Source organism: Paenibacillus sp. FSL K6-2862, assembly GCF_038005125.1.
GTDB lineage: Bacteria > Bacillota > Bacilli > Paenibacillales > Paenibacillaceae > Paenibacillus > Paenibacillus illinoisensis_A.
Genome location: NZ_JBBOSN010000001.1, coordinates 6,040,284 through 6,067,217, shown reverse-complemented (window position 1 = coordinate 6,067,217; position 26,934 = coordinate 6,040,284). Strand labels below are relative to the sequence as shown.

The 26,934-nt window shown below is 49.7% G+C and carries 24 protein-coding genes; 16 read left to right on the top strand and 8 right to left on the bottom strand.

Translation table 11 applies throughout. The features are described 5' to 3' along the window. Positions 1-59 precede the first annotated feature (59 nt). The 7 genes from MHB82_RS27505 to MHB82_RS27475 form a co-directional block, all read right to left on the bottom strand. On the bottom strand, positions 60-3,272 hold the full coding sequence (locus MHB82_RS27505; protein WP_341176310.1) for an efflux RND transporter permease subunit: 3,213 nt from the start codon (positions 3,270-3,272) through the stop codon (positions 60-62). A gap of 35 nt (positions 3,273-3,307) precedes the next feature. After that, positions 3,308-4,258: a TetR/AcrR family transcriptional regulator gene (locus tag MHB82_RS27500; protein WP_341176309.1), complete on the bottom strand. Its 951-nt coding sequence runs from the start codon at positions 4,256-4,258 to the stop codon at positions 3,308-3,310. Between the two features lie 201 nt (positions 4,259-4,459). Continuing rightward, positions 4,460-4,591, bottom strand: a complete 132-nt coding sequence (locus MHB82_RS27495) for a hypothetical protein (RefSeq protein WP_255247946.1) — start codon at positions 4,589-4,591, stop codon at positions 4,460-4,462. A gap of 111 nt (positions 4,592-4,702) precedes the next feature. Next, on the bottom strand, positions 4,703-5,017 hold the full coding sequence (locus MHB82_RS27490; protein ID WP_095359987.1) for a DMT family transporter: 315 nt from the start codon (positions 5,015-5,017) through the stop codon (positions 4,703-4,705). Beyond that, a complete protein-coding gene (locus MHB82_RS27485; protein ID WP_110758598.1) occupies positions 5,017-5,361 on the bottom strand; it encodes a DMT family transporter in 345 nt (114 codons plus the stop codon). The genes MHB82_RS27490 and MHB82_RS27485 overlap by 1 nt, the downstream gene beginning before the upstream one ends. Next, positions 5,358-5,981 carry a TetR/AcrR family transcriptional regulator gene (locus MHB82_RS27480; RefSeq protein ID WP_095359985.1) on the bottom strand — a complete coding sequence of 208 codons (624 nt, stop codon included), beginning with the start codon at positions 5,979-5,981 and terminating at the stop codon, positions 5,358-5,360. The genes MHB82_RS27485 and MHB82_RS27480 overlap by 4 nt, the downstream gene beginning before the upstream one ends. A gap of 124 nt (positions 5,982-6,105) precedes the next feature. Continuing rightward, complete coding sequence (locus MHB82_RS27475) at positions 6,106-7,476, bottom strand: phospholipase D family protein (protein ID WP_375335095.1); 1,371 nt, start codon at positions 7,474-7,476, stop codon at positions 6,106-6,108. Between the two features lie 359 nt (positions 7,477-7,835). On the opposite strand from MHB82_RS27475, the gene MHB82_RS27470 reads away from it, so the two are divergent. From MHB82_RS27470 to fni, 9 genes are all read left to right on the top strand, one after another. Beyond that, on the top strand, positions 7,836-8,780 hold the full coding sequence (locus tag MHB82_RS27470; protein WP_258377655.1) for a MerR family transcriptional regulator: 945 nt from the start codon (positions 7,836-7,838) through the stop codon (positions 8,778-8,780). A gap of 316 nt (positions 8,781-9,096) precedes the next feature. Beyond that, a complete protein-coding gene (locus MHB82_RS27465; RefSeq protein WP_095359982.1) occupies positions 9,097-10,647 on the top strand; it encodes a phytoene desaturase family protein in 1,551 nt (516 codons plus the stop codon). Beyond that, on the top strand, positions 10,644-12,107 hold the full coding sequence (locus MHB82_RS27460; protein ID WP_341176308.1) for a phytoene desaturase family protein: 1,464 nt from the start codon (positions 10,644-10,646) through the stop codon (positions 12,105-12,107). Before MHB82_RS27465 ends, MHB82_RS27460 begins: the two co-directional genes overlap by 4 nt. After that, on the top strand, positions 12,104-12,976 hold the full coding sequence (locus tag MHB82_RS27455) for a phytoene/squalene synthase family protein (RefSeq protein ID WP_095359980.1): 873 nt from the start codon (positions 12,104-12,106) through the stop codon (positions 12,974-12,976). Before MHB82_RS27460 ends, MHB82_RS27455 begins: the two co-directional genes overlap by 4 nt. Continuing rightward, positions 12,976-13,743: a carotenoid biosynthesis protein gene (locus MHB82_RS27450; RefSeq protein ID WP_095359979.1), complete on the top strand. Its 768-nt coding sequence runs from the start codon at positions 12,976-12,978 to the stop codon at positions 13,741-13,743. The genes MHB82_RS27455 and MHB82_RS27450 overlap by 1 nt, the downstream gene beginning before the upstream one ends. Next, positions 13,712-14,473: a lysophospholipid acyltransferase family protein gene (locus tag MHB82_RS27445; RefSeq protein WP_095359978.1), complete on the top strand. Its 762-nt coding sequence runs from the start codon at positions 13,712-13,714 to the stop codon at positions 14,471-14,473. The genes MHB82_RS27450 and MHB82_RS27445 overlap by 32 nt, the downstream gene beginning before the upstream one ends. Before the next feature lies 1 nt (position 14,474). Continuing rightward, positions 14,475-15,623, top strand: a complete 1,149-nt coding sequence (locus MHB82_RS27440; RefSeq protein WP_095359977.1) for a glycosyltransferase — start codon at positions 14,475-14,477, stop codon at positions 15,621-15,623. Then, a complete protein-coding gene (locus MHB82_RS27435) occupies positions 15,620-17,098 on the top strand; it encodes a phytoene desaturase family protein (protein WP_341176307.1) in 1,479 nt (492 codons plus the stop codon). The genes MHB82_RS27440 and MHB82_RS27435 overlap by 4 nt, the downstream gene beginning before the upstream one ends. Positions 17,099-17,328: 230 nt before the next feature. Next, positions 17,329-18,396 (top strand): type 2 isopentenyl-diphosphate Delta-isomerase, encoded by a 1,068-nt coding sequence (gene fni / locus MHB82_RS27430; RefSeq protein WP_341176306.1) that lies wholly within the window; start codon positions 17,329-17,331, stop codon positions 18,394-18,396. A 79-nt stretch (positions 18,397-18,475) separates the two neighbouring features. On the opposite strand, the gene MHB82_RS27425 is transcribed toward fni, so the two are convergent. Further along, complete coding sequence (locus tag MHB82_RS27425; protein WP_341176305.1) at positions 18,476-18,910, bottom strand: hypothetical protein; 435 nt, start codon at positions 18,908-18,910, stop codon at positions 18,476-18,478. A 159-nt stretch (positions 18,911-19,069) separates the two neighbouring features. On the opposite strand from MHB82_RS27425, the gene MHB82_RS27420 reads away from it, so the two are divergent. From MHB82_RS27420 to MHB82_RS27390, 7 genes are all read left to right on the top strand, one after another. Beyond that, complete coding sequence (locus MHB82_RS27420; protein ID WP_110758609.1) at positions 19,070-19,540, top strand: GNAT family N-acetyltransferase; 471 nt, start codon at positions 19,070-19,072, stop codon at positions 19,538-19,540. A 107-nt stretch (positions 19,541-19,647) separates the two neighbouring features. After that, entirely contained in the window at positions 19,648-20,748 is a 1,101-nt protein-coding gene (gene ychF, locus MHB82_RS27415; protein ID WP_095291196.1) for a redox-regulated ATPase YchF, read from the top strand. A gap of 222 nt (positions 20,749-20,970) precedes the next feature. Continuing rightward, positions 20,971-21,576, top strand: a complete 606-nt coding sequence (locus MHB82_RS27410) for an SUKH-4 family immunity protein (RefSeq protein ID WP_341176304.1) — start codon at positions 20,971-20,973, stop codon at positions 21,574-21,576. Between the two features lie 391 nt (positions 21,577-21,967). Beyond that, entirely contained in the window at positions 21,968-23,035 is a 1,068-nt protein-coding gene (gene prfA, locus MHB82_RS27405; protein ID WP_095291198.1) for a peptide chain release factor 1, read from the top strand. Between the two features lie 25 nt (positions 23,036-23,060). Next, positions 23,061-23,945, top strand: coding sequence for a peptide chain release factor N(5)-glutamine methyltransferase (gene prmC / locus MHB82_RS27400; protein WP_341176707.1), 885 nt, complete (start codon positions 23,061-23,063; stop codon positions 23,943-23,945). Between the two features lie 85 nt (positions 23,946-24,030). Beyond that, positions 24,031-25,251 carry an FtsW/RodA/SpoVE family cell cycle protein gene (locus MHB82_RS27395; protein WP_095359971.1) on the top strand — a complete coding sequence of 407 codons (1,221 nt, stop codon included), beginning with the start codon at positions 24,031-24,033 and terminating at the stop codon, positions 25,249-25,251. A gap of 250 nt (positions 25,252-25,501) precedes the next feature. After that, positions 25,502-26,722, top strand: coding sequence for an FtsW/RodA/SpoVE family cell cycle protein (locus tag MHB82_RS27390; RefSeq protein ID WP_341176303.1), 1,221 nt, complete (start codon positions 25,502-25,504; stop codon positions 26,720-26,722). The last annotated feature ends 212 nt before the right edge of the window (positions 26,723-26,934 follow it).

The window sequence follows — 26,934 nt, the reverse complement described above, 5'->3', positions numbered from 1 at the left end:
CCAGGAGGTTTATTATATTTCCGTATTGCTCTTTATGGACCGAAGTTCAATTGAACAGCTTAGTCTTCGATTCTTTTCTTCTTGAATTTCATCAGGAATTCGTACACGATCGGCACAATAACCAGGGTGAGCAGCGTAGAGCTGATCAGACCGCCGATAACGGTAATACCCAGGCCTTTCGAGATGATTCCCGCACTTTCTTCCAGTCCGGTAACGAGTGGCAGCAAGGCGCCAATCGTTGCAAGTGCAGTCATCAGGATTGGACGCAGACGTGTTGCCCCTGCTTCAAGCAAGGCTTCACGCGTAGACATGCCGTCTTTCTCCATGTGAATGACACGGTCGATCAGGACGATTGCATTGGTGACTACGATCCCGATCAGCATCAGTCCACCCATCATGGCAGAGACATCAATGGTGCCGCCAGCCAGGAACAGTCCTACCATGATACCAATAACGGTAAACGGCAGGGAGAACAGGATGGCGAATGGTGCGAGTCCGCCGCCAAATGTAACGACAAGTACAAAGTATACAATGGCGATGGCTGCCAGCATGGCAAGACCGAGTTGGGTAAAGGTGTCATTGATCTGCTCGGTTGTACCGCCAAATTTCACCTCAACACCATCAGGCAGGTCCAGCTTGTCGATGTTATCCTGCAGGGTTTGTGAAGCCTTCTGCACATCGGAAGCCAGGATGGTAGCCGAAACTTGTGCAACGACTTTGCCGTCAATGCGCATGATTGAGTTCGGAGAAGTGCCCTCTTCAACATTTGCAACATCCTTGATCGGTACTTGGATGCCGAGCGGAGAAGTCACTGTCTCATTTTCAATGTCAGTGATGCTGTCGAATGTCTTCTGATCTGTCTCGACATACACTTTATAGGTTTTGTTATCAATATCCACTTCCGTCAGTACCGGGCGTTCCTGTACAGGGCTCAGTGCCATAGCCAATTGGCCTGCAGTCAGACCGAGCGAGCTCAGCTTTTCCTGATCTGCAACGAGGGTATATTGACCATACGTGTCAGAGAGTGTGGTGTCTGCTTTTTCGAAGTTTTCGGTATCTTCTTCAACCAGCTTGAACACTTCATCTGTGACAGGCTTAAGCTGTTCCACATTGTCGCCGTAGATGGAGATGCTCAGGCTGCTGCCTCCCAGACCGCCGGACATATCCAGTTCACTCCAGGTACCTACGGGAACTTCTTTACGCAAACCTTCTACAAGCTGTTCCTTCACTTGGCTGAAATCTTTGGTATCTTCATTGTATTCGATATAGAAGAGTGCCGAGTTCGAGCTTCCTCCACCCATGCTGCTCAGTGGATTGCTGCCGCCGATGGAATACTGCATTTTCTCCAGGCCAGGCTGCTTCAGCAAATATTTTTCAGCAGCAAGCGCTTCTTTTTCAACGTCTTCACGCAGGGAGCCGGTTTCCGGGCTGTATGTGATCGTCACATATTTATCCTGCTGTTCTGGCAAGAAGCTTGCACCGATGAATGGATACAGGAACAAACTGCCGACGAGCAAGACCACGGCGATGCCGACGGTAATGATTTTGTGCGAAAGTGTCCAGTTCAGCAGGCGTTTGTAACCCTCTGCCATCTTCCCTGGTTTTTCCTCATGATTTTGCTTGTTCTTCAGACCTTTGCGGAACAGGGTATGAGCCAGCATCGGAACGATGGTGATCGCCACGAGCAAGGATGCCAGCAGCGCAAATACCATAGTTAATGCAAATGGCATGAAGAGCTCGCCTACCATACCGCTAACGAGTGCCAGTGGCAGGAACACGGCGATGGTTACAATTGTGGAAGAGAGGATCGGAATGAACATTTCACGAGTCGCTTCCCGGATCAGTTCACGGCCTTTCAGTTTCTCTCCCTTCAGGGTCAATCTGCGATAAATGTTCTCGATAACAACGATCGAGTCATCCACGACCCGTCCAATGGCAACGGTCATGGCGCCCAGAGTCATCATGTTCAGTGTAATGTCCATGAGCAGGAGCGCAGTCAATGCCATGAGCAAGGAGAGCGGGATCGAGATAATCGAGATAATGGTCGAACGTATATTACGCAGGAACAACAGGATAATCAGGATGGCAAACAGGGCACCAAAGATTGCTTTGCCAAGCATCGTATTGACGGAATCCTGAATCGGCTTACCTTGGTCAAGCAATACCGTCAGTTGGGCGTTTTTGAATTGCGACTGCAATTCTTCCGCTTTGTCTTTAACGGCATTCACGACATCCACGGTATTGGCGTCATTGGATTTCACGATGGAGATACCAATGGACTCCATGCCATCTGTCCGTGAAATGGATTCGGCCTGACCGATAACCTCAATGTTCGCGATCTCGCTTAATTTCACCGTAGGAATTCCTGCGGCATTGGCAGCACCGGAAGCACTGCCTGCACTTGCATTTCCACCCGCGGATGGTGCGGCAGACGGGGTTGACCCCTGTGCGGCATCCGGAGCTGTTGCTTGGCCTGCAGCACCGCCTGCTTGAGCAGATGGATCTGCTGCTGCACCTGCGCCGCTAGGCACCACAGGAATGGCAAGGTTCTTCAGGTCATCGAGATCAATGATATTACCATCAACCACAACGGCTTTTTGTGCTTCGTCCAGTTCGAACAATCCGAGTGGAACGCGGACAGATGAACCTTGAACGATGCCGTTAACGGTATCTTCTGTCAGGCCGAGTTCATTCATTTTGTCCTGGTTGAACTTCAGTTGGACTTCCTTGACATACTGACCGGAAACCTGTACTTGGGCTACACCGTCGATATCTTCGAGTGCAGGCTGAATATCGGATTCAACGAGTCTGGTCAACTGCTCCAGATCTCCGCCGTCCTTATCGGACAAGCTCAGTGAGACAACCGGGAATGAATTGATGCTGAATTTGGAAATGGTCGGTTTCTGTACACCGTCCGGAAGCTGCACTTCATTTAGCGCCTCCCGAACAGCTGCTGTAGCGTTGTTCAGATCTGTTCCATAATCAAATTCCAGTGTGATGGAAGCAGCATTCTCCATGGATGTGGAAGTGAGTGTCTTGATTCCCTCCACATTGCGCAGAGTCTGTTCCAGCGGCTTGGTCACATCTTCTACGATACCCTCTGGAGCCGCTCCGGGATCAATCGCCGTGACACTTAGAAATGGCACATTGATGTTTGGGATGGTTTCCTGTTTCATCGTCAGTCCGCTGTACAAACCAGCGAAGGAAATGATAATGGTCAGGATCCAGATCGCAAACTTGTTGTTCAGTGAAAAATTAATGATTCCTTTCATACGATGGTCTCTTCTCCTCTCTGTTCTCCCTGTTTCTATTTGTTTGACGAGTCAGCCTGGATGAACCGGCTATACATGGCATCCAGAATATGCTGAAGCTCGGAGTGCAACGATTCGATGGCTGGAATGTTCTCCAGGTTGTGCATCATGCCCAGGATAATAGCCCGGCGCGGCGTGAATTCCATCATTTCCTGCTTGAGAATGGCGATGGTTTCTAGCGCATCGTTTCGGGATTGTCCTGCGGACAGATCGGTAGTTACGATATCCTGCATCTGTTTGATGATGTGAATGGGGTGACGCATCATGGTGGAATCCGATTTGGATTCGCTGGTCCATGCCGGCCAGTTTTCCAAGCTGATCAAAGGCTCAGGTCGCTGATCCAGCAAACCGTGCGCTGCATAATCCATCGTTTGCAGCAGATTCGCGGCCATTTTGGATACGGTAAGGGAAGGCATCTCCGTAAACCAGATCTTGACGTAGGACAGGAAAAGGCCGTGCGTCAGCAAAATAAGATCCACAGTATATGGCTCAATCTCGGGACCGTACAGATCCTCCAGCTTATCCTTGAACCAGTGCAGGGTTCGGATCTCCATATCCCTGTGATGCGGGTCGCATTTTCTGCCGGGATGCTGCTGCTCATCATCCATCATCATGCTGCGCAGCTGCACCCGAAGGAATTCTTTTAATTCGGATACATGAAGCAGCAGCGTCTCGATCTGCTTGTGCAGACGTTCTCGTGATGTGAGGCCAGCCTCATGTTCAATCTGTGACATTTCATCCAGCAGGGTATAGATGCAGTACTCCATCGTACTGGCTTCCAACTCCTCTTTGGATTTAAAAATCAGGTAGAGGCTTCCCTTGGACATTCCGCATAGCTCCGCAATTTCCTGCATGGACGTTGCAGCACTGCCTTTGGCAGAAAACAGCTTGAGAGCTGTCGTTATAATGAGTTTTTTCTTCTCATTCATTTCATGAATTGGGTTCATTAACGATACCTTCACCTCATCTGCGGAACTTATGAGTTCTTGAATTGACTTTAGGGTCAGAACAAGTATAAACGAAGTGGAAGGGCGAATTCAAATGGTAGGGAATTGGAAATTCGAACAATCAGAGCAGTCCCGTTTTTCAAGAAGGAGAGAGAGGTGGAAGTGAGCGTTGCCGCGGATAAATGTAAGAACCTGTAAGAACTATGCTCCATTCCCGAAGGCATGTATGGCCAGAATAATGATGGCTGTCAGTGCGACCAGATAAAATGCAGCCAGGAGGGCTAAGGATGAATAGCCTGCAAGCGTGCTGAGACGGACCAACCATTTCTTCATACAAATCATCCTTTCCACATTCACAGAGTCCATATGCCTATTTACATGATATACCAAAAAGACGACTTCCAGATGGAAGTCGCCCTAGTTTTTACAGAATGAATACCATATTTACGTAATCAGTTTCAGTCCGACTGCAGCCACCAGAATCATGGCAATGAACAGCAGCCTTTTGACCTCCTTGCGCTCGCCGAACAGGAACATGCCCGTTAATGTGCTGCCTACGGTACCAATGCCTGTCCAGACAGCGTAGGCGGTGCCCATCGGAATGGAGGTCATCGCATAGGACAGCAGCGAGAAGCTGAATACAAAGGAAATGAGCATAAGCACGATATAAGGCCAGCCCTTTTTGGTCGAAGCGCCGTTGATTCCGATTACGCCAAAAATCTCACAGATACCTGCGCCTACGATTGCTAACCATGCCATTATGCCACACCTTCTTTCGCTTCTTCTTGTTGATCGGTCACCAGCTTCAGTCCGATTACGCCACAGAGCAGCAGTCCGATCAGCAGGATTTTGGCCAGACGGAATGGCTCCCCGAACAGCAGCATTTCTGCAAGCACGGTGCCTGCGGTACCGATTCCGGTAAATACGGCATAGACCGTGCCCACCGGCAATCTCTTGGAAGCTGCGATGATTAGGGCGAAGCTGATGATGATGGCTGCAGCGGTCAGCGCCCATTCCCATAGATTGGAGGCATGCTTCAGTCCACTTACCCAGACAATTTCGATGATGCCTCCGATAAATACATATAACCAATTGCGGTTCATGATGATGATTCTCCTTCCAGCACGATCTTCTGTGCCTCTTCGTTCAAATGATGAATGCCATGCCAAAAGACAGGCCATGCCGCCTCAAGACGTCTATTGTAACGGCGTGAACTTCCATAGATGATCTCCACGGTAATTCCATCGAGAGAAGTCATAAAGGCAATGGCAGCTTGTTCCGTTGGAATCGAAGGTAATTCTCCATGACGTACCGCTCGCTGCAGGAGCCGGTTCAGTGATCGCTCCATGCCATCCAGAAATGGATGCGCGATGTCCATGACTTCGTTGTACAGTCCGGGAGGGGGGAAGTAGGACATGCGCAGCATCAAGCGTGTTGAAGGGCTGGCGTTATACTCCTTTTCGAACCAGGGAAACACACCCTTAAGTCTGTCTTCCAGGGGAAGTTCGGCATGATCGCGGAAATATTCCAATGTATGGCGTTTTACTTCTTGAAAAGCATGAGCCAGTGCCTGGAGGAACAAGTCTTCCTTGCCGCTGAAGTGAGCATATATGGACGGTTTCTTAATTCCTACATCGTCAGCAATAGCGCGAAGGGAGGCCCCTTCATATCCATCTCTGGCAAAGTGGAACAAGGCTGCGTTACGAATGGATTGTGCTGTCATTTTATTCACCTTCCTAACGGTCGTTAGGAGACCATATTTTCATATTTCACATCAGATGTCAAGTCTATTTAAAAAAGCCGCCTGCAGAAATTTCACAGGCGACCAATACACAGCTCAGAGTAGCTTAGAACGTGGTAAATCCCAATATGAGCTGCAGTTTATAGAGAATTCCCTTCAGGAAAGTGGTTTTCTCCTGGAATTCGTCCAGATTCAGAGTGAACTCGGCATCCTCATTATTCCACACGCGTTCAAAATAATCCGCCACATTGCGACTGAACTCATTGTCCGCAGGCGCAGCGACCCATAGTTCATTTTCAAGATTATAGTCATTCATGTTTCGAGGCGTAAGGTTGGTTGATCCGCCAAGCACAATATGATCCCCGGTGGCTTTGGCAATATACAGCATTTTGGTGTGATACTGCTCCTTGGTTGTGTTGTACCAGCGGATTTGGATCTTGCCATCCGATTTATTATGCAGCTCGGCGGCTACAGGCCGATTCGGAATACCGATTTTCTCCTGACCAAATGCATTCTCGTTTGGATCGAGCACCAGCCGGATATCTACTTCTCGTTTGGAAGCATCAAGCAATGCGTCCAGTACTTTTGGAGAAGCAATGTAGAACATGCCCATCCACAAGGTATCCCCTTTTTCCATCAGTTTGATCTCATGCAATACGGCATCATTCACTTTTCCTTCCGTCAGATAGCGAATGCGCAGATCGCCTTGGTTTGGATCGGTGGAAGGAGCTGTGTAGGAAGGAACCTGACCTCCCCCTGATATGTCCAGTACGGCTTGTTCCGAATGAAGTATATCTCCAATGACGGGTCCAGTTACTTCAAACGCCACATTGGAGTGGTAGGCACTTGCATCATGGATGTTGCCTGAGGAGACAATCGCTTTTTTCTCACTGGCTACGACCTTGCGATGATTGGCTTTTACATTAAGCAGCTTAAGGTAAGAGCGCATGGTAACGTCCGGGCCATCGCTTGCCATCAGATTCGGAATCCAGCCATCACCCGACTGGCCAAACCATTGAAAGAACGTACGCCAGACTGCAGAGTATACGGGCGTTGAATCCCGGAGTGGATCCACATTGGTAATCACAACTTCAATGCCGGCCTGCTTCATTCGCTCCAGCAGTTCATTGGGTGCCGAATTATAATTGGTGTTCACTTCATCCGTAATGAACAGAATCTGCATGTCGGGATGCTGCTTTTTTTTGGCGACCAGAGCATCTGTGAATTCTACGCTAACCGGCGGAAAGTGCTGACCCTTATGCTGATAGTTGTTAAACAGGAACATATCCACCACCACAAATTGCTCCGCCTCCTCCACAATCTGCAGCATGCGCTGAAAAATCTGCTGCTCGTGTTCCATCTGCCCGTCTGCCGACGGATAAGTGAGATCATGAAGGAATGCCACCTCGTCTACGCGATATTCTGGGCTTTCATAGGAAATGCCTGCGGGAAGTGGTTTGTAGGTTTGATATAACATGACAGCCACAAGCCATAGAATAAGGAGTCCAAGAGCTGTTCGTATGTATGGAAAACGACGTCTGGATGTTTGGTGTTCTGATGATGAGCGCCTTGTAGTAAACAACGGCATATCCCCTTTCTGTAAACGTGCTGACTACTATTACCACTCTGTCATGAACATTGACGCAGGCTGCGCAGGGGACAGAGAGAAATGTATTTTATCGATATATGATTTGCCTGAATGCAATCGACAGGTGTGTGGCCGTTGTGTATAATGAGTGTATTATTTTTGTAGAATGTTGGGATTTCCATATACCTGACAAGGACGGAGGAAGTATTCGTTAACCTATAGGTGGTCGGGATATTTCAGAAAAGAGAGTGGGTAATCAAGTGTATTCCATCAAACAAGTCGCTGCCATGCTGGACATTCCAACGGTTACGCTCCGGGCTTGGGAGAATCGGTACAGTGCGGTAACCCCTGAACGGACAGAATCGGGTTATCGGTTGTACACGGATGAAAATGTTGAAGATTTGCGTTGGCTGAAGGAGCAGGTTGAACAGCATCAGACCAACATATCAGAAGCCGTACGCATGTTAAAAGAAAACAAAGCAACACCACCAGAAGCGGTCATTCCGGCCCCGCTTACTGCACCTGTTCCCACAATGGAAGAGGCTTACTTACGCATGGCTGATCAGATATACGACTCGCTCTACCATTTCCAAGGTGAACGTGCCAACGGGTTAATTGATTTTGGTTTCACCATGTATGGATATGATTCGATGTTTTACCATGTGCTTGTACCCATTCTCGTTCGCGTGGGGGATGCATGGGAGCAGGGCAGAGCATCAGTCGCACAGGAGCACTTTATGACCCAGCTGATCTCACAGCGGTTCTATCAGTTTTTCCATCTGTTCCCGATCTATCCGCATCTGCCCAAAGTTCTGGCGCTCTGTCCGGAGGGGGAGCATCATCAGGTGGGATTGCTGTTGTTCTCGTTGTTTATGCGCAAAAATGGAGCCGAAGTATTATATCTCGGTGCCAATACTCCCGAGGAAGGGGTATTCCCTATAATCCGGGAGCAGAAGATCAAGCTGGTCTGCCTCTCCATTACGAATCCGGCCTTAAGCGAGCAGTGTGACCGGCTTGTCGATCGCATTATGACTGAGTTTCCGCATATGCGCTTTATCCTTGGAGGCAAGGGTTATGAGCACAATGAGAATGCAGCTTATCCGGAGTGGATCATGCCGGAGGATTCATCAGACTGGCAGGCATGGCTTGAGCGTGAGTATCTGACCGACAATCCAACCCGAACACAGGGCTAAGCGCCCATTCATCAGACGATTAGTGTATGTGACCGAAGAGTTGAATAAGCGAATGTTCTCCTATAATAATGTAGGGCTATGGTTGAAAAGGCATCCTTTGACGCAAGTGCGTCAGGGGGTGTCTTTTTTTGAAATTAACGATCATTTTTGTAGTTATTTGACCCATGAGTCATATTTATGTTTACAAGTTCGTATAATATTTGTATTATATTTGTATAACGTTTCAGCTATAATCCGCTTCGGTGATTCTTCAAAGGTTTAATAATAGACTAAGAATGGTATAAGTGCGTTTCGGACCATAAGAAAGGTGAGTGGCATGATATCTAATCAGCAACGTAAACGTGCGGCTGTAATTGGTGCGGGTCCAGGCGGGCTTGCAGCGGCCATGTTATTGTCCGGTCAGGGATATGAAGTGGACGTTTATGAGAAACAACCGGTGATTGGTGGACGCTCTGCCAGGCTGGAGCTCGGAGAATACCGATTCGACCGGGGCGCGACGTTCTTGATGATGCCCGGGCTGCTTGAAGAGATGTTCGAGTTGGTAGGACGCAAACTATCCGATTACGTGGACCTGAAGGAACTGACGCCCTTGTATGCCCTGAACTTCGGGGATAAGGTGTTCACGCCTTCCCGTAATCGTGAAGATACTGCTGCTCAGATCAAGGAATTATTCCCTGGTAATGAAGACAATTACCTGAGGTTCATGCAGGATGAGGAAGTTAAGTTTGGTAAAGTCATGCCTTTGCTGCGTCGGCCTTTCGGCAAGCTGACAGATTATCTGCGCAAGGATGCGGTAACGGCTCTTCCGAAGCTGGACGTGAACAATACCGTCTATGGAATCCTGTCCCGTTATTTTACTGACGAGCGTTTGCGCTGGGCCTTTACGTTTCAATCCAAATATTTGGGCATGTCTGCCTGGGATTGTCCGGGTACATTCACGATTCTGTCATTCATCGAGCACCATTATGGGCTGTTTCATCCGATTGGCGGTGTAAATCGCGTATTCCAGGGCATGGCTGACATTGTAAAGGAATATGGTGGGCGTATACATACATCCTGCCCGGTGAAGAAGGTTATCGTGCACAATGGCCGTGCGGAGGGCCTACTGCTTGAGAACGGTGAACGTATTGAAGCGGATCACGTGGTCGTTAATGCCGACTTTGCCCATGCGGTGAACCATCTGTTCGAACCAGGTGTGCTTAAGAAATATACCCCGGAGAAAATGAAACGCAAGAAGTACTCCTGCTCTACTGCGATGCTCTATCTGGGAGTAGACGGCGAGATTGATCTGCCGCATCACTCGATTTATTTTCCCGAAGATTACCGATTGAACGTGGATGAGATCACGAAGCACAAAGTGTTGTCCGCTGACCCGTCTCTATATATTCATAACCCTTCCAAACTCGATTCGACACTCGCACCTGCAGGAAAATCTGCATTATATGTGCTTATGCCCTCTCCGAACCTTACAGGGGACATTGATTGGGATGTGGAACGAGAGAATGTACGCGAGGCGATGATGCAGCGGCTTGAAGCGATCCCGGAGCTCGCAGACATTCGGAGTCGTATCGAAGAGTCCATGATGTTTACCCCGCTTGACTGGGAAAATGAACTGGATGTGTACCGAGGTGCGACATTTAACATGGCTCACAATCTGGGTCAGATGATGTATCTGCGTCCGCATAACCAGTTCGAAGAGCTGAAAGGGGTATGGCTGGTCGGCGGTGGAACCCACCCGGGCAGCGGACTGCCTACCATATTTGAGTCTGCTCGAATCAGTGTCAGGCTGATCCAGGAAGAGGATGCCAAAACCCGCTCGAACCGGTCTTCTTATGTGAAAACCGCTGAAGCCGGAGGTCATTCATGAAGCGGGCAGCCATTGTAGGAGCAGGCATTGGCGGGCTGACCTCGGCACTTCTGCTGAATCAGCAGGGCTGGGACGTCACCGTTTACGAACGGGGTTCCCGGGTTGGCGGACGCATCGGCTACGAACAGAACGGGGAATATCGGATTGACCAGGGTCCAACCATCGTACTTCTGCCCGACATGCTGCATGGCATTCTGGAGGAGGCTGGCGTGGATCGCTCCAAAGTGGAGCTGCTCCGCTGTGATCCGTTATACAGGGTTCACTACAGCAGCGGACGCGTCATGACCAAGATGACAGATCGCGGTCAGCAGGCCGAGGAGATTGAGCGGTTATTCCCAGGGGAGAGCCGAGGATTCACAAGATTCATGAGGGACATGGATACCCTGTTCCCGGCAGGACGGTCTGCTTTCCTGGAAAGAGCTTTTCCGCGGAAAAGGGATTTCTTCACACCGTCTCTCCTCTCCCTGATGGGCAGGCTCCGTGCACACAAAAGCGTACGTAAAGCCGTAGGAGATTATTTTCATCATGAGGAACTGGTTGACGCCTATTCACTTCAGAGTCTCTATATTGGCGGTTCGCCGTTCGGTACTCCGGGAATCTATTCCCTTCTTCCTTATGCAGAGCATGAATATGGAATCTGGATGGTGAAGGGTGGATATGCAGCATTACCGGGGATTCTGGAATCGGAACTGATCGCGCGTGGCGGGCGTGTTGTGCTGAATACGGAAGTAACGGGACTGCGTATTGAACACGGCGTTTGCCGAGGTATTGAAACGGCCGCAGGTTCGGAAGATGTGGACGCAGTCATCTATAATGGCGATTTCCCTCATCTGACAGGTCTATTCGGCGGCATACCGGAAGCAGTGCGCAAAAAGAAACCCTATCGTCCCTCATCCGGTTGTGTGTTGATTTATGTAGGGGTAGACAAGACCTGGGAAGATGCAACGACGCATCAATTTTTCCTGCCACCCAGTCTTGATGGAAGCTTGCGGGAAGTATTCAATCAGCGCCGTATTCCGGAACAGCCTTCATTTTATGTATTTAACCCGGTAGCTGTTGATGATTCCGCTGCGCCAGCCGGTCAAAGTGTTTTGTATTTTCTTGTTCCGGTGCCAGATGCGGAAGGTGTGGACTGGTCCAGGGAGAGTGGGGCTCTGGTGGAACGTGTTCTGGAGGAAGCGGAACAACGCGGTTTCCCGGGACTTCGTGCAGCGATTAGGTGGAAGAAGGTACGCACGCCAGCAGATGCCGAGCGAGATGGACTCTACGGCGGTGGAAGCTTCGGTATTGCACCAATTCTGTTTCAATCGGGCGTGTATCGGCCGCAGCCGAAGCCGTTTCCGACGATACGCGGATTGTACGCAGCAGGAGCATCGGTGCATCCAGGCGGTGGCGTTCCGATCGTAATGCAAAGTGCACGCATGGCCGTCAATCTACTCATGAAGGAGATGGGAACATGAATGAAATGATTTTGAACAGGTGCGAAGAGTTGATGCAGAAGGGATCTTCTTCTTTTTATCAGGCTTTCAGAGGCTTGCCCAGTCCGCGCCGTGAAGCGGTGTATGTGATCTATGCATTTTGCCGCATCATTGATGACAGTGTGGATGAACCGGAGAAGTCGATGTATACCATACATGAGATTCGGGATCATTTTGAATATCTGGAAGAGGCAGAGGGTCATTTTATCTGGCCTGCATTGAGATGGTTATTCTCGAACTTTCCCCACCTGGACAAAGGACCTTTCTTTCGGCAGATGGATGGACAGATGACCGATCTCGAGGTAACTCACTATGCAACGATGAAGGATTTGGAGCATTACTGCTATCTTGTAGCAGGAACGGTAGGGGAGATGCTGCTTCCTGTGCTGCGTGATGACAATGGCGCCGAAGTGGCTGTAAACGGCATTGCTCTTGGCAAGGGCATGCAGATTGTCAACATTATTCGTGACGTGGGGGAAGATCGGGCAAGAGCACGCCGTTATGTTCCGCTCGAAATCATGGAAAAGCATGGGTACTCCGAAGAGGATTGGGCAGAAGGTATTGTGGACGAACGGTTTGTAGCCATCATTCAGGAATTGAAAGCCTCAGCACTCGAATGGTTCCGTCTTGGCATGGATCGGCTGGAGACTTATCCTACGGAAAGTGCATTTGCCATTGAACTGGCGGCAGCCTTCTACTCCACTATATTACATGCGGTAGAACGTAACGAATATGACGTATATAACAAACGGGCATTTGTGACCGATGAGCTGAAATTGGAGATGCTTGGAGCCATTGTGAAACGTTATCCGGTACTCGCCTATCAGGCTTCCCGTACGGCGGTCTCCTGATGATTCAGGGTCTGTATTGGGCATGGTACATCATTGGAGCCACGCTAATGCTAACCATTGGAGTACCTAAACCATTATCGTTTTCCAACGGACTGTTTCTTGTGTTCTATGCACTTTATGTCGTGGAACTGATCTATCAGGGACGAAGAAGGAATGGAATGTCCGACCAGTCAGTCATATGGAAGAAGCCAGGACTATGGGTGTCTTCTGCCATTCTGTGGCTGGGTGGCATGGGGATCGAGTGGATTGGTGTCCATACGAATTGGCCCTTTGGTGAATATGGCTATTCAGACTTCTTCGGCATTCACTTGTTCAGTGTGCCGGTTACCCTGGGATTTGCCTGGATCGCCGTCGTCGGGAATTCTGCGCTGTTAAGCGGCGGGGGTTCGACATGGAAGGGAAAGCTGATTCGGGCGATCAAGACCGGCTTCTGGGCTATTTTGCTGGATCTGGTATTGGATCCGGTTGCGCACGCCAGAGGTTTCTGGCATTGGGAAGCCCCTGGTGGCTTCTATGGCGTCCCTTGGTCCAATTACATCAGTTGGTTCATTATGGGTGCATTCCTGTCGCTCTTTCTTCCAGCCATGCCTGCTGACCGCAGTTCGCTGCTGCGGGCAAAGTGGCTGTATCAGTTGTTTATCCTGCTATTCGGTCTGCTCGCATGGAAGGAAGGCATCACAGGCAGTTTCATCATTGCGCTTGTGGGCATGCTGCTAGCAGAAGGGAGCTGGTTCTATGATTCCCGCCGCAAAATCAAAACCGTTTAACCGAATGTTTTATTTATACAATCAGTATTACTTGCTGCGTCGTCGCTTTCGTTCGTTCACGCTATCGGGGACGCTGGATCCACAGTTTGACAGCGTGTCAGGCTCTACCATTGACCCGAACTGGCCTGTTCTCTATTTCATGAATCATAGCTCCTGGTGGGACGGACTGCTGCTCTATCATGCATCCCGCCGTACTTCAACAGGGGATCATTACGTCATGATGGAAGAGAGGCAGCTGCAGCAGTATGCCTTCTTTCGCAAGCTCGGCGCGTACTCCATCAACAAGGAGAGCGCTTCTGCGATCCGAAAGACCATGCAGTACACAACAGGCCTGCTTCAATCCGGCAAAAGGGTGTGGATCTTTCCGCAGGGTGAAATCCTGCATCAGGATGCAAGACCCATTCGATTTCGCCCCGGCATCGGGTTACTGCTTCGCCGCTCTCCGCAGACGCTAGCCGTTCCTGTGACCCTGTGTCATGGTATGGTTCAGCATGATATGCCGGAGGTTTCGATGCTCGCCGGTCCGCCTCTAATGGAAGACTGGCATGTATGGAAGAGCGAGGAAATTGCAGCCAGGCTTGGCCGGGTGCTGGAACAGCAGTTAGATGAGCATAAGTCTCAGCTGGTTCGCATCGGACAAGGGAGTCTGCCGGGGGCAGTTTCCCTGATTCGTAACGGAAGATCCACAAGTGAAAAATACGATGCAGCACGAAAGCGGGGGGTCCGTTAACATGAGTGCATCCGAAATATTATGGATCATATTGACAACTGCACTCGGTGTGCAGTTGATTTTTGCTCTCTGGAATGCGACCTGTCTTCCCAAAATTCGTTCGTTCTCTGCAGACCGGCTGCTGCACCAGGATACGCTCGTATCTGTCCTGATTCCGGCTCGGAATGAAAGGCTGCATATTGAAGGATGCCTGGAGAGTGTACTCGCAAGCAACACAACCGGCTACCGGATGGAAGTGCTTGTACTGAATGATCGTTCCGAGGATGAAACGGCGGCATTGGTTCAGGAGATTGCGAATCGGGATGCGCGTGTGCAGCTGCTTGATGGGGTGGAGCCGCCACCTGGTTGGATGGGCAAGTCATATGCGTGCCACCAACTGGTTCAGGAGGCCAAAGGCGAGTGGTTTATGTTCGTTGACGCGGATGTAAGGCTTGAGCCAGAGGCTATTCGGCAGACCGTAGCTGCCGGCTGTGAGATGGGGAGAGGTCTGGTGACAGGGTTTCCCTATCAGGTGGCCAAGACCTGGATGGAGAAGCTGGTCGTACCGATGATGGTATTCACGATCATCAGTCATCTTCCCATCTTCATGATACGCAGATCATCAAGTCCGCTATTTGTAGCAGCAACCGGAGCCTTCCTACTGATTCATCGTTCGAGTTACGAAGCTTCCGGTGGCCATGCAGCCATTCAAGGAGATCTGGTGGATGACATGAGTCTGGCGAAGGCGGTCAAGCGTGCAGGTCATCCAGTTATGCTGGCGGATGTGCATGAATTGGTCAGCACGCGGATGTATCAGAATGGGACCGAAGTATGGAACGGGTATAAGAAGAACATGTACGAAGGAACGGGACGCAGGGATGTGCTCCTGCTGGGTACCCTAGTTATGTATACCTTAATGTACCTTGTCCCTCCACTTGGATTGCTGTTCGGATTACTGTCAGGAAGCTCTGTAGCTATCATGTATGGACTTATTGGCACGCTGCTGGGCATGGGGGTGAAAAGGGTGGCAGACCAGACAGGAGGCCAACCCTGGTGGCTTGCATGTCTGCAATCTGTCAGCATGGCCTGCGTGATTGGTATTGGAATGGCATCCTGGCGTGCCGGTCGCTCAGGGAAAGGATACGTTTGGAAAGGCAGGCGGTATAGTTGAGCAGAAAAGTGGTCATTATTGGCGCGGGCTTCGGTGGCTTGTCCTGTGCCATTCGCCTTGCATCACAAGGCATACATGTAACCATGCTGGAGCGTCAGACACATGTGGGTGGCAAGCTGCAGCAAGTGGAACGGAACGGATATCATTTTGACCGTGGTCCAAGTACGATTACGATGCCTTCCACCTTCCGCTCTGTCTTTGAACATGCAGGTACCAAAATGGAGGATTACGTCCAGCTGTATGAGCTGGAGCCCCGAACACGCAATGTATTTGCAGACGGTACCGTCGTGGATCTGTCCGGCAAGCGTGAATGGATGGAGGAACAGATTGCAGTGTACAGTCCGGAAGATGCACTGCGTTACGATGCATTCATGGATGAATCTGCAGCGCTTTATGCGGAAGCCGATCGTCATTTTCTTGGCAAACTGCTGCTGACCGCAAAAGACAAGTACAATCTCCAGATGCTTCGCAGCTTGCTGCGCGTGCGCCCGGCCGTGAAGCTCAATCAGCTGCTGCGATCCTATTTCAGTCATCCCAACACCTTGGCGCTGTTCGGTCGTTACGCGACCTACGTCGGATCATCGCCTTATCAGGCTCCATCCATCTTCGCGATGATGGGCCATGTAGAGGCAGATGAAGGGGTATACGGTGTAAAAGGCGGAACCTATGAGCTGATCAAAGCCATGGCGAAGCTTGCTGAGGAAAAAGGAGTACGGATAATGACGGGCACCGAGGTCCGGCAAATTATCGTTCGGCATGGCAAGGTCATAGGTGTGGATACGGATCAAGGCTTCCATGAAGCCGATCAGGTGGTGGCCAACGGGGATGTGCTCAGTGTAAACCGTCTCCTGCTTGCGCCGGAACATCGAAAGCAGATGAATGATGGTAGAATTCGCAAATATGAGCCGTCCATTTCCGGCTATGTGACTCTGGCAGGTGTGCGGAAGGAGTATGACTCCCTGCTGCATCATACTGTCTTTTTCCCGGATAGGTATGAACCGGAGTTCGACCATATTTTCCGTGAACGCAGGATGCCGCTGGATCCGACCATCTACATCTGTTATTCCGGTTATTCGGAGGCAGGTATGGCTCCGGCAGGAGCGAGTAATCTGTTTATATTGGTAAACGCCCCGTATCTGTCGGATGCATGGAATTGGGAAGAGCAAACGGAACGCTACGGCGAGTTGGTACTGGATAAGCTTGAACAGCGGGGAATTACAGGATTAAAGCAATCCGATGTGTTAATACGGTATACACCACAGGATATTGAACGCGATACATTGGCGCATCAAGGATCGATCTACGGGATTTCCTCCAATTCAGTGAGGCAGACCTTCTCTCGCCCCGGGAACAAAAGCAGGGATGTACAGGGGTTATGGTACGTGGGGGGAACGACGCATCCGGGAGGCGGGACACCGATCGTAACGCTATCCGGACAGCTGGTCGGCGAACAGCTTGCATCCGTGCTCTTATGATTCATCAGAGATGAGCAGTGCGCCCTTTCATTAGCATGTCCGGAACGGTATACTGGGTAGAGTTGACGCGTGGAAGATATCACCGGCGACTTACTAGGAATTTATTACTTGCAGAATTGTGCGTTACATATGAGCAAAAATAAAGCAAACAAATGCAGTATTTCAATTGAACGGAACCGGCAGGGGGTCCCTGTCCATCCGCACAATTTCTCACATAAGGAGGTCTCATCATGAATGAACAAGAGCGAGCCGGCAAGCGGCTGCTTCCCGAGGTGGCTACGGGAGAACGGAAGCTGGAGCATGTGCGCCTCTGTCTGGAAGAGAATGTGGCAGGAGAAGGGATCACGAGCGGAATGGAGCGGTACGTATTTCGTCATAACCCCCTGCCTGAACTGAATTTTGATGAGGTCAGTCTGAACACGATGTTCTTGGGAAAAGAGGTGCGTACACCGCTGCTCATCAGCTCGATGACGGGTGGAAGCCAAACGACCGGTGCCATTAACGAGCGGCTTGCCCGCGTGGCCAATGCCAGAGGTTGGGCGCTTGGCGTAGGCTCCATACGGGCAGCAGTGGAACAACCTGAACTGGCGCCGACCTTCGATGTACGGCGCTGGGCCCCTGACATCCCGGTAATTGCCAACCTGGGTGCAGTGCAGTTGAATTACGGCTTTAACACTGCCGACTTCCAGCGTGCCGTTGAGATCGCCGGTGCGGATGTGCTGGTACTTCACCTGAACGGTTTGCAGGAGATCTTCCAGCCGGAGGGCAATACGGACTTCAGCGGGTTGTTGAACCGGATTGAAGATCTGTGCCGTACGCTGGATGTACCTGTTGGAGTGAAAGAAGTAGGCTGGGGCATTGATGGAATAACGGCACAGCGGCTGTATGATGCAGGTGCAGCATTTATCGACGTGGCCGGAGCGGGAGGCACCAGCTGGGTACAGGTGGAGAAATACCGGAACAACAATCCGGTTCGCCGGGCAGCAGCCGAGGCTTTTGCCGATTGGGGCATTCCCACTGCCGAGTGCATCCGGGAAGTCAGAGCACTAAATCCCGAAGGGGTTGTGATTGGCAGCGGCGGACTTCATCATGGAGTGGATGCAGCCAAGGCGCTCGCACTGGGTGCAGACCTGGCCGGTTTCGGTCGTTCCCTGCTCGAATCGGCAGTGGCTTCGGATGAAGCGTTGGATGGGCGGCTGGAGCAGGTAGAGTTCGAACTTCGTACGGTCATGTTCGGTATCGGAGCCGGGCGAATCGAAGATTTGCAGCAGACAGAGCGATTGGTCGAGCGGCGTTAATACGGAAGAGGGGCAACCTGTCATGTTCACCTGATGACATGGGGGAAGCCCTCTTTTTTATTATGAAAAGACAGAAGGATTACCAACACTCTTCTTTTACCGTGATATTGTCGTTGGTTACGTTGACATAGGTTTTGCCTGATAGATACTCCGTATAACCACAGACGACTTTGGTATGAATTTCCCCTCGGCTATCCGTAAATTCCAGGTGGACAGATGATTCCCCGGAAGGGCTAAGCCTAGGAGCGAACTTTACTTTATCACCGCTGGCGATGTCCTTCTTCAGCTTGTACACGGAGCCATCTCTTTCACTGTTAACTGGGCCTTCACCTTGGACCAGGCTTGCATTAACATTTGTAAGATCGAAGTCTGATTGATTGTGAATAGTGATCCTGAGCGATCGGAATTGGTCTATGGTTGGATACGCCATCCCTATGATGATTCCAATGAAGATAACCAAACCCGCCAAGAGAATGATGATTTTCCTTGAAGGCCGTTTGCGACGTCTGTTCATCTTATATGTGCTCCTCTCGTTATGGTTAATAAACAATGAAAGTCTGATAAATGTTATGCAGATTTTTTTTCACTTCATGTATGATGAACAATAAAACGTTTCAATCAAGATAAGTCGTTAGAAGATTGAAAACGGAATTGGAACCTGGGAGGGAATACTATGGAGCTTGTATCCATGAATGATCAGGAGTTTGCGAATTTCCGAAAGCGTTCAATTACGGATTTTGCAGTTGAGAAAGTAGAAGCAGGGGCATGGGCGGAGGAAGAAGCGCAGGAGCTCGCTGAGGCATCCTATGATCGCTATTTGCCTGAAGGACTGAATACGCCTGGAGCCTACATCTATAACCTGGTGCATCCGGTAGACGGTAATGTGGGGTACATCTGGTTTAACATTACGGACAATCGTCGGGGTAAGGAAGCCTTCTTGCTCGATATTGTTGTCGAAGAAGCATATCGGGGCAAGGGGTATGGTACCGAAACGATGGAAGCACTTGAACAAGCGGCCCGCCGTCTTCAGGTGGATCGAATTGGTTTGCATGTGTTTGGACATAATGTGCGGGCGAGCAGCTTGTATCGCAAGATGGGGTACGAGATCACTGATCTGACGATGTACAAGGAACTTAAACGGTAGTCAGGTAGAAACGAAACCCGAAGTTCCTTGATGCCTCCGGGTTTGTCATATATAATGTATAGGATTATCCATACCGAACAAGTAATGAATGAGGAGTTGTCATATACATGGCTTTGAAAGCTGGAATCGTGGGCCTGCCTAACGTTGGTAAATCCACTCTGTTTAACGCAATTACACAAGCAGGTGCCGAGTCGGCAAACTATCCGTTCTGTACGATTGACCCGAACGTGGGGATCGTTGAAGTACCGGACGAGCGTTTGGACAAATTGACAGAACTCGTTGTGCCGAAGAAGACTGTGCCAACAGCGTTTGAATTCGTAGATATCGCAGGTCTTGTGCGCGGCGCAAGTAAAGGCGAAGGTTTGGGTAACAAGTTTCTTGCCCACATTCGTGAAGTCGATGCGATTGTTCATGTGGTACGCTGCTTTGTTGATGAGAATATCACACACGTAGATGGCAAAATTGACCCGGTAAGCGACATCCAGACGATTAATCTGGAGCTGATCCTGGCCGATATTGAAAGTGTTGAGAAAAAAATCGATCGCTCCAAGAAAAACATGAAGGGCGGTAACAAGCAGGCTGCTCAAGAAGTGGAAGTACTGGAGAAAGTGAAGGCAGTTCTGTACGAAGATAAGCCGGCACGCAGCATGGAATTGACAGACGAAGAGCGTCTGATCGTACGTGATCTGCACCTGCTTACCCTGAAGCCGGTTCTGTACGCAGCTAACGTAGCCGAGGATGAGATCGGTGATGTGGCGAACAATGCCTATGTGCAAAAAGTAAGAGAATTCGCGGCTGCTGAAAATGCAGAAGTGGTGCCGATCAGTGCAAAAGTCGAAGAAGAAATCTCCGAGCTGGAAGGCGAAGATAAACAAATGTTCCTGGAAGAGCTCGGTATCGAGGATTCCGGTCTGAACCTGTTGATCAAAGCCGCTTACAAGCTGCTGGGTCTGTACACATACTTCACGGCAGGTGTACAGGAAGTTCGTGCGTGGACGATCCGCAAGGGTACAAAAGCACCGGGCGCAGCAGGTGTAATTCATACGGACTTCGAGCGCGGATTCATTCGTGCAGAAGTGGTTTCCTACGAAGACCTGGTCGCAGCTGGTTCCATGAACGGTGCCAAAGAACGCGGACAGCTTCGTTTGGAAGGTAAAGAATATGTTGTCAATGACGGAGATGTTATGCACTTCCGTTTCAACGTATAATCGGTTAACCAATTTAAGCAGTACATGATAGACATGAACAGCCCTGCTGTCTTCTCTGAAGATGGCAGGGTTTTTAATTGGGATGAAGGGAACAGCAGATTAGAGGGAGTAGGCGAGAATAGCAGGGAAGGATCCCTGATAGCGACCGCTTGTTCTGCTTATACTGGATTGTTTGCGCGGTGTGGATATAATAGAGGAAAAGGGCATGGGGGAGGATGGACAATGGAGAATGCAGTAACTCGTATTCAATATGATGAAGCATATGTGAAAGCGATGCATTTACCGAGAGAGATTAGCGATCTGCTTCTTGTTGAGGGAGTACCCCAGTTTCGCGATGAGGGTAACGATCTGCTGGGTGTCCATTTTCGGTCCATGCCGGAACGAGGCTTGATTCAGGTACAACGTGATGACGGCTTCACTACGCTTCTGCCGATCGGATATGAGTGGGAGGAAAAATCCGCCTTGTTCGGTGTGGAGACAGGAACGGGCGCAGTTTACTCGGTAGAAGCATCGTCAGGGGAACACGGGTTGATCAACACCAGTCTGGTTCGGTTTCTTGAATTTCTCCAGCGTTACGCTCAATTCATTGAGAATTTCTCCGAAGTGCATGAGCCCAGTGTGATGACACTGGAAGAAGCCCAAGCCAAACTGGCAGCTTTTCAAAGGGGAGAGCTTACACCAGGAAAGAAAAAGGGCCATGTATCCGGCCGAAAAGAGGCCATAAGCGAACTCCGTGCTTTCTTTGCCGAACAGGATCCAGGTAGTTTATCGAATGAAAAAGCTTGGTGGAGCCTGGTTCTTGAACAGCTTGAAGATGGCTTGTTGTAGCTGATATCCATTGAAGAATAATGTAATAATGCCATTGTCAGTTGTGCCATAATCTAAAGCGAACCTGTAGGCAGGTGGAAAAGCATCTGTTCAGGCTGAGAAGAATATGCTATAATTAAGAGTCGTGTACCTAGGTTGATTCAGCTAGCTTTTTGTAAGACTTAAGCGGGGCTTCGCGTAAGGTACATGAGCTCTTTTATATAACTTAAAAGTAAAGGATTTGATGACGTTGTAGCGATGTTGCGTCGGTCATTAATGAATGTTACGGTCAGGGTTCGGTTGGACTGAGAACCTATGCGTTATGAAAATAGATGATATAGATAATAAACATGGAACGCCTGCCCGGAGACGTGCAGCGTATAACCGAAAATAAATCGTGAGGTGACTATATATGTTGGATAAATTACAGGCATTGGCGGACCGTTATGACAAGCTAAGCGAGCTGCTCTGTGACCCGGATGTGGCAAGCGATAACAAAAAGCTGCGTGAGTATTCCAAAGAGCAATCCGATCTGCAGCCTACGTACGAAGCATACAATGAGTACAAACAGGTGAGTCAGGATCTCGAAGCAGCCAAAGAAATGCAAGGCGAGAAGCTGGATGACGAGATGCGTGAAATGGTCAAAATGGAAATCGAAGAACTCAGCGCCCGTCAGAAAGAACTGGACGAACTGATTCGTGTTCTCATGCTGCCCAAAGATCCGAATGACGACAAAAACGTCATCGTGGAAATTCGCGGAGCTGCGGGTGGAGATGAAGCGGCATTGTTTGCAGCGGATCTATACCGCATGTACACACGTTATGCCGATAATCAAGGCTGGCGCGTGGAATTGATGGATGCCAATACGAATGATGTCGGCGGATTCAAAGAGGTTATTTTCCTCATCAACGGCCGCGGTGCATACAGCAAAATGAAGTACGAGAGTGGTGCACACCGTGTACAACGTATCCCGACAACCGAATCAGGTGGACGGATTCATACTTCCACTTCAACGGTAGCCGTTATGCCTGAAGCCGAAGATTTCGATATTGAAATTCATGATAAAGACATTCGCGTGGATACATTCTGTTCCAGCGGTGCCGGCGGACAGTCGGTTAACACGACGAAATCTGCTGTACGGGTAACGCACGTTCCAACCGGAATCGTAGCGACATGTCAGGATGGTAAATCGCAGAACTCGAACAAGGAAAAAGCGCTGCAAGTATTGCGTACCCGGATCTTCGATATGATGCGCCAGGAAGAAGAAGCGAAAATTGCAGGGGAACGGAAGAGTAAAGTGGGTACAGGGGACCGCAGTGAGCGGATTCGTACGTACAACTTCCCGCAAAGCCGTGTAACCGATCACCGCATTGGTCTGACCATGCACAAATTGGATCAGGTCATGAACGGAGAGATTGAAGAAATCCTGTCTGCGCTGACGATTGCCGAGCAGACGGAGATGATGGATAGAGGAGAATAATGCTGTGAACCGCGCGCAGTTTGTAATGACGCCGGAACAGAGCTGTCGGGAAGCCTTCGTGGAGGCTTCCTCTTTTTTGGAAAAGAGCGGTGTGTACGAGCCGCAGAATAATGCCCGGCTGCTGCTGGAGCATGTACTCGGCGTCTATGGCGCCGCGTATTACATGATGCAGCCGGAACCCTTCCCCAGCGAGCTGCGCAGCCGCTGGGAGGACGCCGTCACGCGCAAGGCTGCGGGTGAGCCGGCGCAGTATATCATCGGCAGCCAGGAGTTCTATGGGCTGCCGTTCGAGGTCACGCCGGCCGTGCTGATTCCGCGGCCGGAGACGGAGCTGCTGGTCGAGGCTGTGCTGCGCGAAGCCGACCGCGTGTTTCCCGGAGGCGCTCCGCTCGCCGTCGATATTGGCACGGGCAGCGGTGCGATCGCGGTGACGATCGCCTCGCAGCGCCCGCGCTGGCAGGTCGGCGCCGGAGACATCTCGGCGGCGGCGCTGCAAGTGGCCGCACGGAACGCGGCCGCGAACGGAGTACAGATCGACTTCCGCGAAGGCGATCTGCTGGCCCCGTTCGCAGGGATGCGGGTGGACATTCTGGTGTCCAACCCGCCATATATCCCGGCGGCGGATATCGCCGGGCTGCAGCCTGAGGTGCGCGATCATGAGCCGCGCACGGCACTGGACGGCGGTCCGGACGGACTGGCACCGTACCGGGTTATGCTGGAGCAGCTGGCACTGCTGCCTGCGCCACCGCAGGTCATTGGTTTTGAACTCGGTCAGGGACAGGCTCGCGACATCGCCGCATTGCTTGAATCTGCCGGACACTGGCCGGAAATTATCATTGTTCCGGACCTTGCCGGGATCGAGCGGCATGTCCTGGGTGTTCGTACTTCGGAACAGGTGACGAAAATGTAAGGTTCTGCGGGTTTTCTTTTTGCCGCGAAATCCTCTACAATGGGATATACCGAAGATTGCTGAATGCTTGGGGGAACATAACTACATGCTGCATAAATTCAAAAAGATAGATTACTCGATTGTTTTTATATTGGTTATATTGATGGTTATCAGTATTTTGTCGATTTATAGTACGACCTTTGGCAGGCCAAAGCTGGAGGGACTCACGCAAAGTTCCATTATGTATTATATTTTGGGCTTCGTAGTCTTTTTTGGAATGTCGATGATTAATTACAAATTCATTATCAAAAACTATCTGTATATCTATGGCGTAGGTATGCTCTTGCTTATTTTTGTTATGTTTTTTGGTAAAGAGTATTATGGGGCAAAGGGCTGGTTATCCATATTCGGTGTAAGTTTGCAGCCTGCTGAATTGTTCAAGCTATGCCTGATTGTGTTCTTATCAGCCTTATTGGCCCGAAAGAAGAATCGTCCGCTTTATTTTGGACGTGATGTCATTCCGGTCTCACTCTGTGTTTTGCCGCCATTACTACTCGTATTACTTCAAAACGACTTGGGGAATGCTTTAAGTTATGTAATCATTCTCGTGGGCCTGTTATGGATTGGTAATATTAAATTCTCTCATGCTCTTATTGGTTTTGTTATTGCAGTGGCTGCTTTTATTGGCGGTATACAAGCTTATATTCATTATCATGATGAGATTGTTAAATTTCTGAAGGACGTTGGGCGTTCACACTGGGCAGACCGTTTCGACCCATGGCTCGTGCCGGATCAGACTTCCAGAGACGTGCTCTGGCAGACCTATAACGCGAAGCTGGCGATTGGTTCTGGGGGCATTAGTGGTAAAGGATACTTGGAAGGTACAACGATTCAGTCAAATCGGGTACCGCTGGCTTATGCCGACTCGATCTTTGTGCAGATTGGGGAGGAGTTTGGCTTTGTAGGTGCTTCAGTGCTGCTGCTGCTGTACTTTATTCTCATCCACAGGCTGGTACTTATTGCGCTCGAATGTAAAGATCGCGCTGGGCCTTATCTCATTGTCGGCATTATAGCGATGCTGCTGTACCAAATTTTTGTCAACATCGGTCCGTTTATTGGTCTAATGCCGCTGACAGGGATTACCTTGCCGTTTATCAGTTCGGGTGGTACCTCTATCATGATTAACATGATCAGTATGGGGATCGTGATGAGTATCAAGGTTCATACGGAAGAGAACGAGGATATTCTGGGCTCTGCAGAACAACCGGGGATTACGGATATCGTCCTCAAGTTGTTCAGAAGGAAACCGTCCCAGCAGGAACAGTAATTCCTTTTATCAGGTACAGGAAACAAAAACAAGAGAGTCATAGAACCCTGGAAAGATCAATCCAAGCCATTTGGATTTGGTGCTTCCAGGGTTTTTCTTTTGCTAGATTTTCTCTAATGGTTATGTAAGTTGAAATCGATCATCCACGCAGTGATTAAAATTTCCAATTTATCTCTCTATTTTATACAATGGAAATTATAAGTCAATTTGGAAAATGCGTATACAGGTATCCGGGAGGACGATTGCAGTTATGTGGAGAATGCTGAAAAAGATGGACGGTGTTATTCTTTTTGTATTGTTTTTGCTGATGATCGCAAGTGTGTTTGCCATTTATAGTGGTACACAGACGGATGCCACTTTGGCCAAGCATCATATCAAAACCTTGTTGTTTTATATCATCGGATTTGTCGCAGTAGTGGGCATCGGACTAGTAAATTACAAACTATATGTGAATTATGCTTTTTATCTGTATGCCTTAGGAATCGTTCTGCTTGTTCTCGTCAACTTTGTGGGCGGACCTATTAATAATGCCAATGGCTGGATCAAGCTTGGGGATAATCTTTCGTTTCAACCTGCGGAGTTGTTCAAGATGATCCTGATTCTATTTCTCGCACATTTGCTCGTGAAGCGCCAGCGAAACACGCTCGGGTTCTGGAGGGATATCATTCCCATCGGATGTTGGGCGTTCGTTCCGTTTGCACTCGTCATGATTCAGAATGATTTGGGCAACGCGCTCGGTTACGTCGTCATCTTGGCCGCGGTATTGTGGATCGGTAATATCAAGCTAAAACATGCAATCATTGGCCTTGTTATTATAGCTGTAACTTTCTTTGGTTTCGTCAAAGCCTACACGACATATCATGATGAAATCTTTACCTTTCTCGAGAAGGTAGGCCGTGAACACTGGGCGGAACGGATAGATCCCTGGCTCGTACCGGAAAAGGCCACATCCAAGGCGACATGGCACACCAAAAATGCCGGCTTGGCTATAGGCTCAGGAGGCATTGTCGGCAAAGGGTATTTGCAGGGAACTTCCGTCCAAAGTGGACGCGTGCCGTATACCTATTCGGATTCCATCTTTGTCGTTATCGCTGAGGAATTCGGTTTTGTGGGAGCGTCGGTGCTGTTACTGCTGTACTTCATTCTGATTCACCGAATGGTTCTGATCGGTATGGAATGCAAGGATCGGGCGGGACCGGTCATTATTGTAGGCATTATTGGCATGCTCTTATACCAAGTGTTTGAAAACATAGGCGCGTTCCTTGGACTGATGCCACTAACAGGGATTACCCTTCCGTTCATCAGTTATGGCGGGACTTCATTGCTCATTAATATGGCTTGTATCGGATTGGTCATGAGCATTAAATTATATGGAGATGAAGAGGAAGATGACCTGCTGCTTGGAGAGCAGAAGCCCGGTTTGCCAGACCGGTTACTGCATTTGCTGAGAAAAGAAAAGAGCGCGTTGTAATCACTGAATACGGTTTTGTATTAACAGTTAGGTTCGATAGGTCTCTTAAACATGGCTGATGCACATCTGTAACAGATGTGGTCGGCCTTTTCTTAATCCGGCTCAACCACGTTTAAGTGAGAGAATGAATTTGCTAGATTTATGATTATTGCTAGGTTTACTTCTGTCTCTTCCGGGCATACTGATAGACATGAGAGAGTTGCAGGGAACAT

Excerpts from the sequence above, each read along its gene's own strand:
- MHB82_RS27505 (WP_341176310.1), bottom strand. The coding sequence starts at position 3,272 with ATGAAAGGAATCATTAATTTTTCACTGAACAACAAGTTTGCGATCTGG.
- MHB82_RS27500 (WP_341176309.1), bottom strand. The coding sequence starts at position 4,258 with ATGAACCCAATTCATGAAATGAATGAGAAGAAAAAACTCATTATAACG.
- MHB82_RS27495 (WP_255247946.1), bottom strand. The coding sequence starts at position 4,591 with ATGAAGAAATGGTTGGTCCGTCTCAGCACGCTTGCAGGCTATTCATCC.
- MHB82_RS27490 (WP_095359987.1), bottom strand. The coding sequence starts at position 5,017 with ATGGCATGGTTAGCAATCGTAGGCGCAGGTATCTGTGAGATTTTTGGC.
- MHB82_RS27485 (WP_110758598.1), bottom strand. The coding sequence starts at position 5,361 with ATGAACCGCAATTGGTTATATGTATTTATCGGAGGCATCATCGAAATT.
- MHB82_RS27480 (WP_095359985.1), bottom strand. The coding sequence starts at position 5,981 with ATGACAGCACAATCCATTCGTAACGCAGCCTTGTTCCACTTTGCCAGA.
- MHB82_RS27475 (WP_375335095.1), bottom strand. The coding sequence starts at position 7,476 with ATGTTATATCAAACCTACAAACCACTTCCCGCAGGCATTTCCTATGAA.
- MHB82_RS27465 (WP_095359982.1), top strand. The coding sequence starts at position 9,097 with ATGATATCTAATCAGCAACGTAAACGTGCGGCTGTAATTGGTGCGGGT.
- MHB82_RS27460 (WP_341176308.1), top strand. The coding sequence starts at position 10,644 with ATGAAGCGGGCAGCCATTGTAGGAGCAGGCATTGGCGGGCTGACCTCG.
- MHB82_RS27455 (WP_095359980.1), top strand. The coding sequence starts at position 12,104 with ATGAATGAAATGATTTTGAACAGGTGCGAAGAGTTGATGCAGAAGGGA.
- MHB82_RS27450 (WP_095359979.1), top strand. The coding sequence starts at position 12,976 with ATGATTCAGGGTCTGTATTGGGCATGGTACATCATTGGAGCCACGCTA.
- MHB82_RS27445 (WP_095359978.1), top strand. The coding sequence starts at position 13,712 with ATGATTCCCGCCGCAAAATCAAAACCGTTTAACCGAATGTTTTATTTA.
- MHB82_RS27440 (WP_095359977.1), top strand. The coding sequence starts at position 14,475 with ATGAGTGCATCCGAAATATTATGGATCATATTGACAACTGCACTCGGT.
- fni (WP_341176306.1), top strand. The coding sequence starts at position 17,329 with ATGAATGAACAAGAGCGAGCCGGCAAGCGGCTGCTTCCCGAGGTGGCT.
- MHB82_RS27425 (WP_341176305.1), bottom strand. The coding sequence starts at position 18,910 with ATGAACAGACGTCGCAAACGGCCTTCAAGGAAAATCATCATTCTCTTG.
- MHB82_RS27420 (WP_110758609.1), top strand. The coding sequence starts at position 19,070 with ATGGAGCTTGTATCCATGAATGATCAGGAGTTTGCGAATTTCCGAAAG.
- ychF (WP_095291196.1), top strand. The coding sequence starts at position 19,648 with ATGGCTTTGAAAGCTGGAATCGTGGGCCTGCCTAACGTTGGTAAATCC.
- MHB82_RS27410 (WP_341176304.1), top strand. The coding sequence starts at position 20,971 with ATGGAGAATGCAGTAACTCGTATTCAATATGATGAAGCATATGTGAAA.
- prfA (WP_095291198.1), top strand. The coding sequence starts at position 21,968 with ATGTTGGATAAATTACAGGCATTGGCGGACCGTTATGACAAGCTAAGC.
- prmC (WP_341176707.1), top strand. The coding sequence starts at position 23,061 with ATGACGCCGGAACAGAGCTGTCGGGAAGCCTTCGTGGAGGCTTCCTCT.
- MHB82_RS27395 (WP_095359971.1), top strand. The coding sequence starts at position 24,031 with ATGCTGCATAAATTCAAAAAGATAGATTACTCGATTGTTTTTATATTG.
- MHB82_RS27390 (WP_341176303.1), top strand. The coding sequence starts at position 25,502 with ATGTGGAGAATGCTGAAAAAGATGGACGGTGTTATTCTTTTTGTATTG.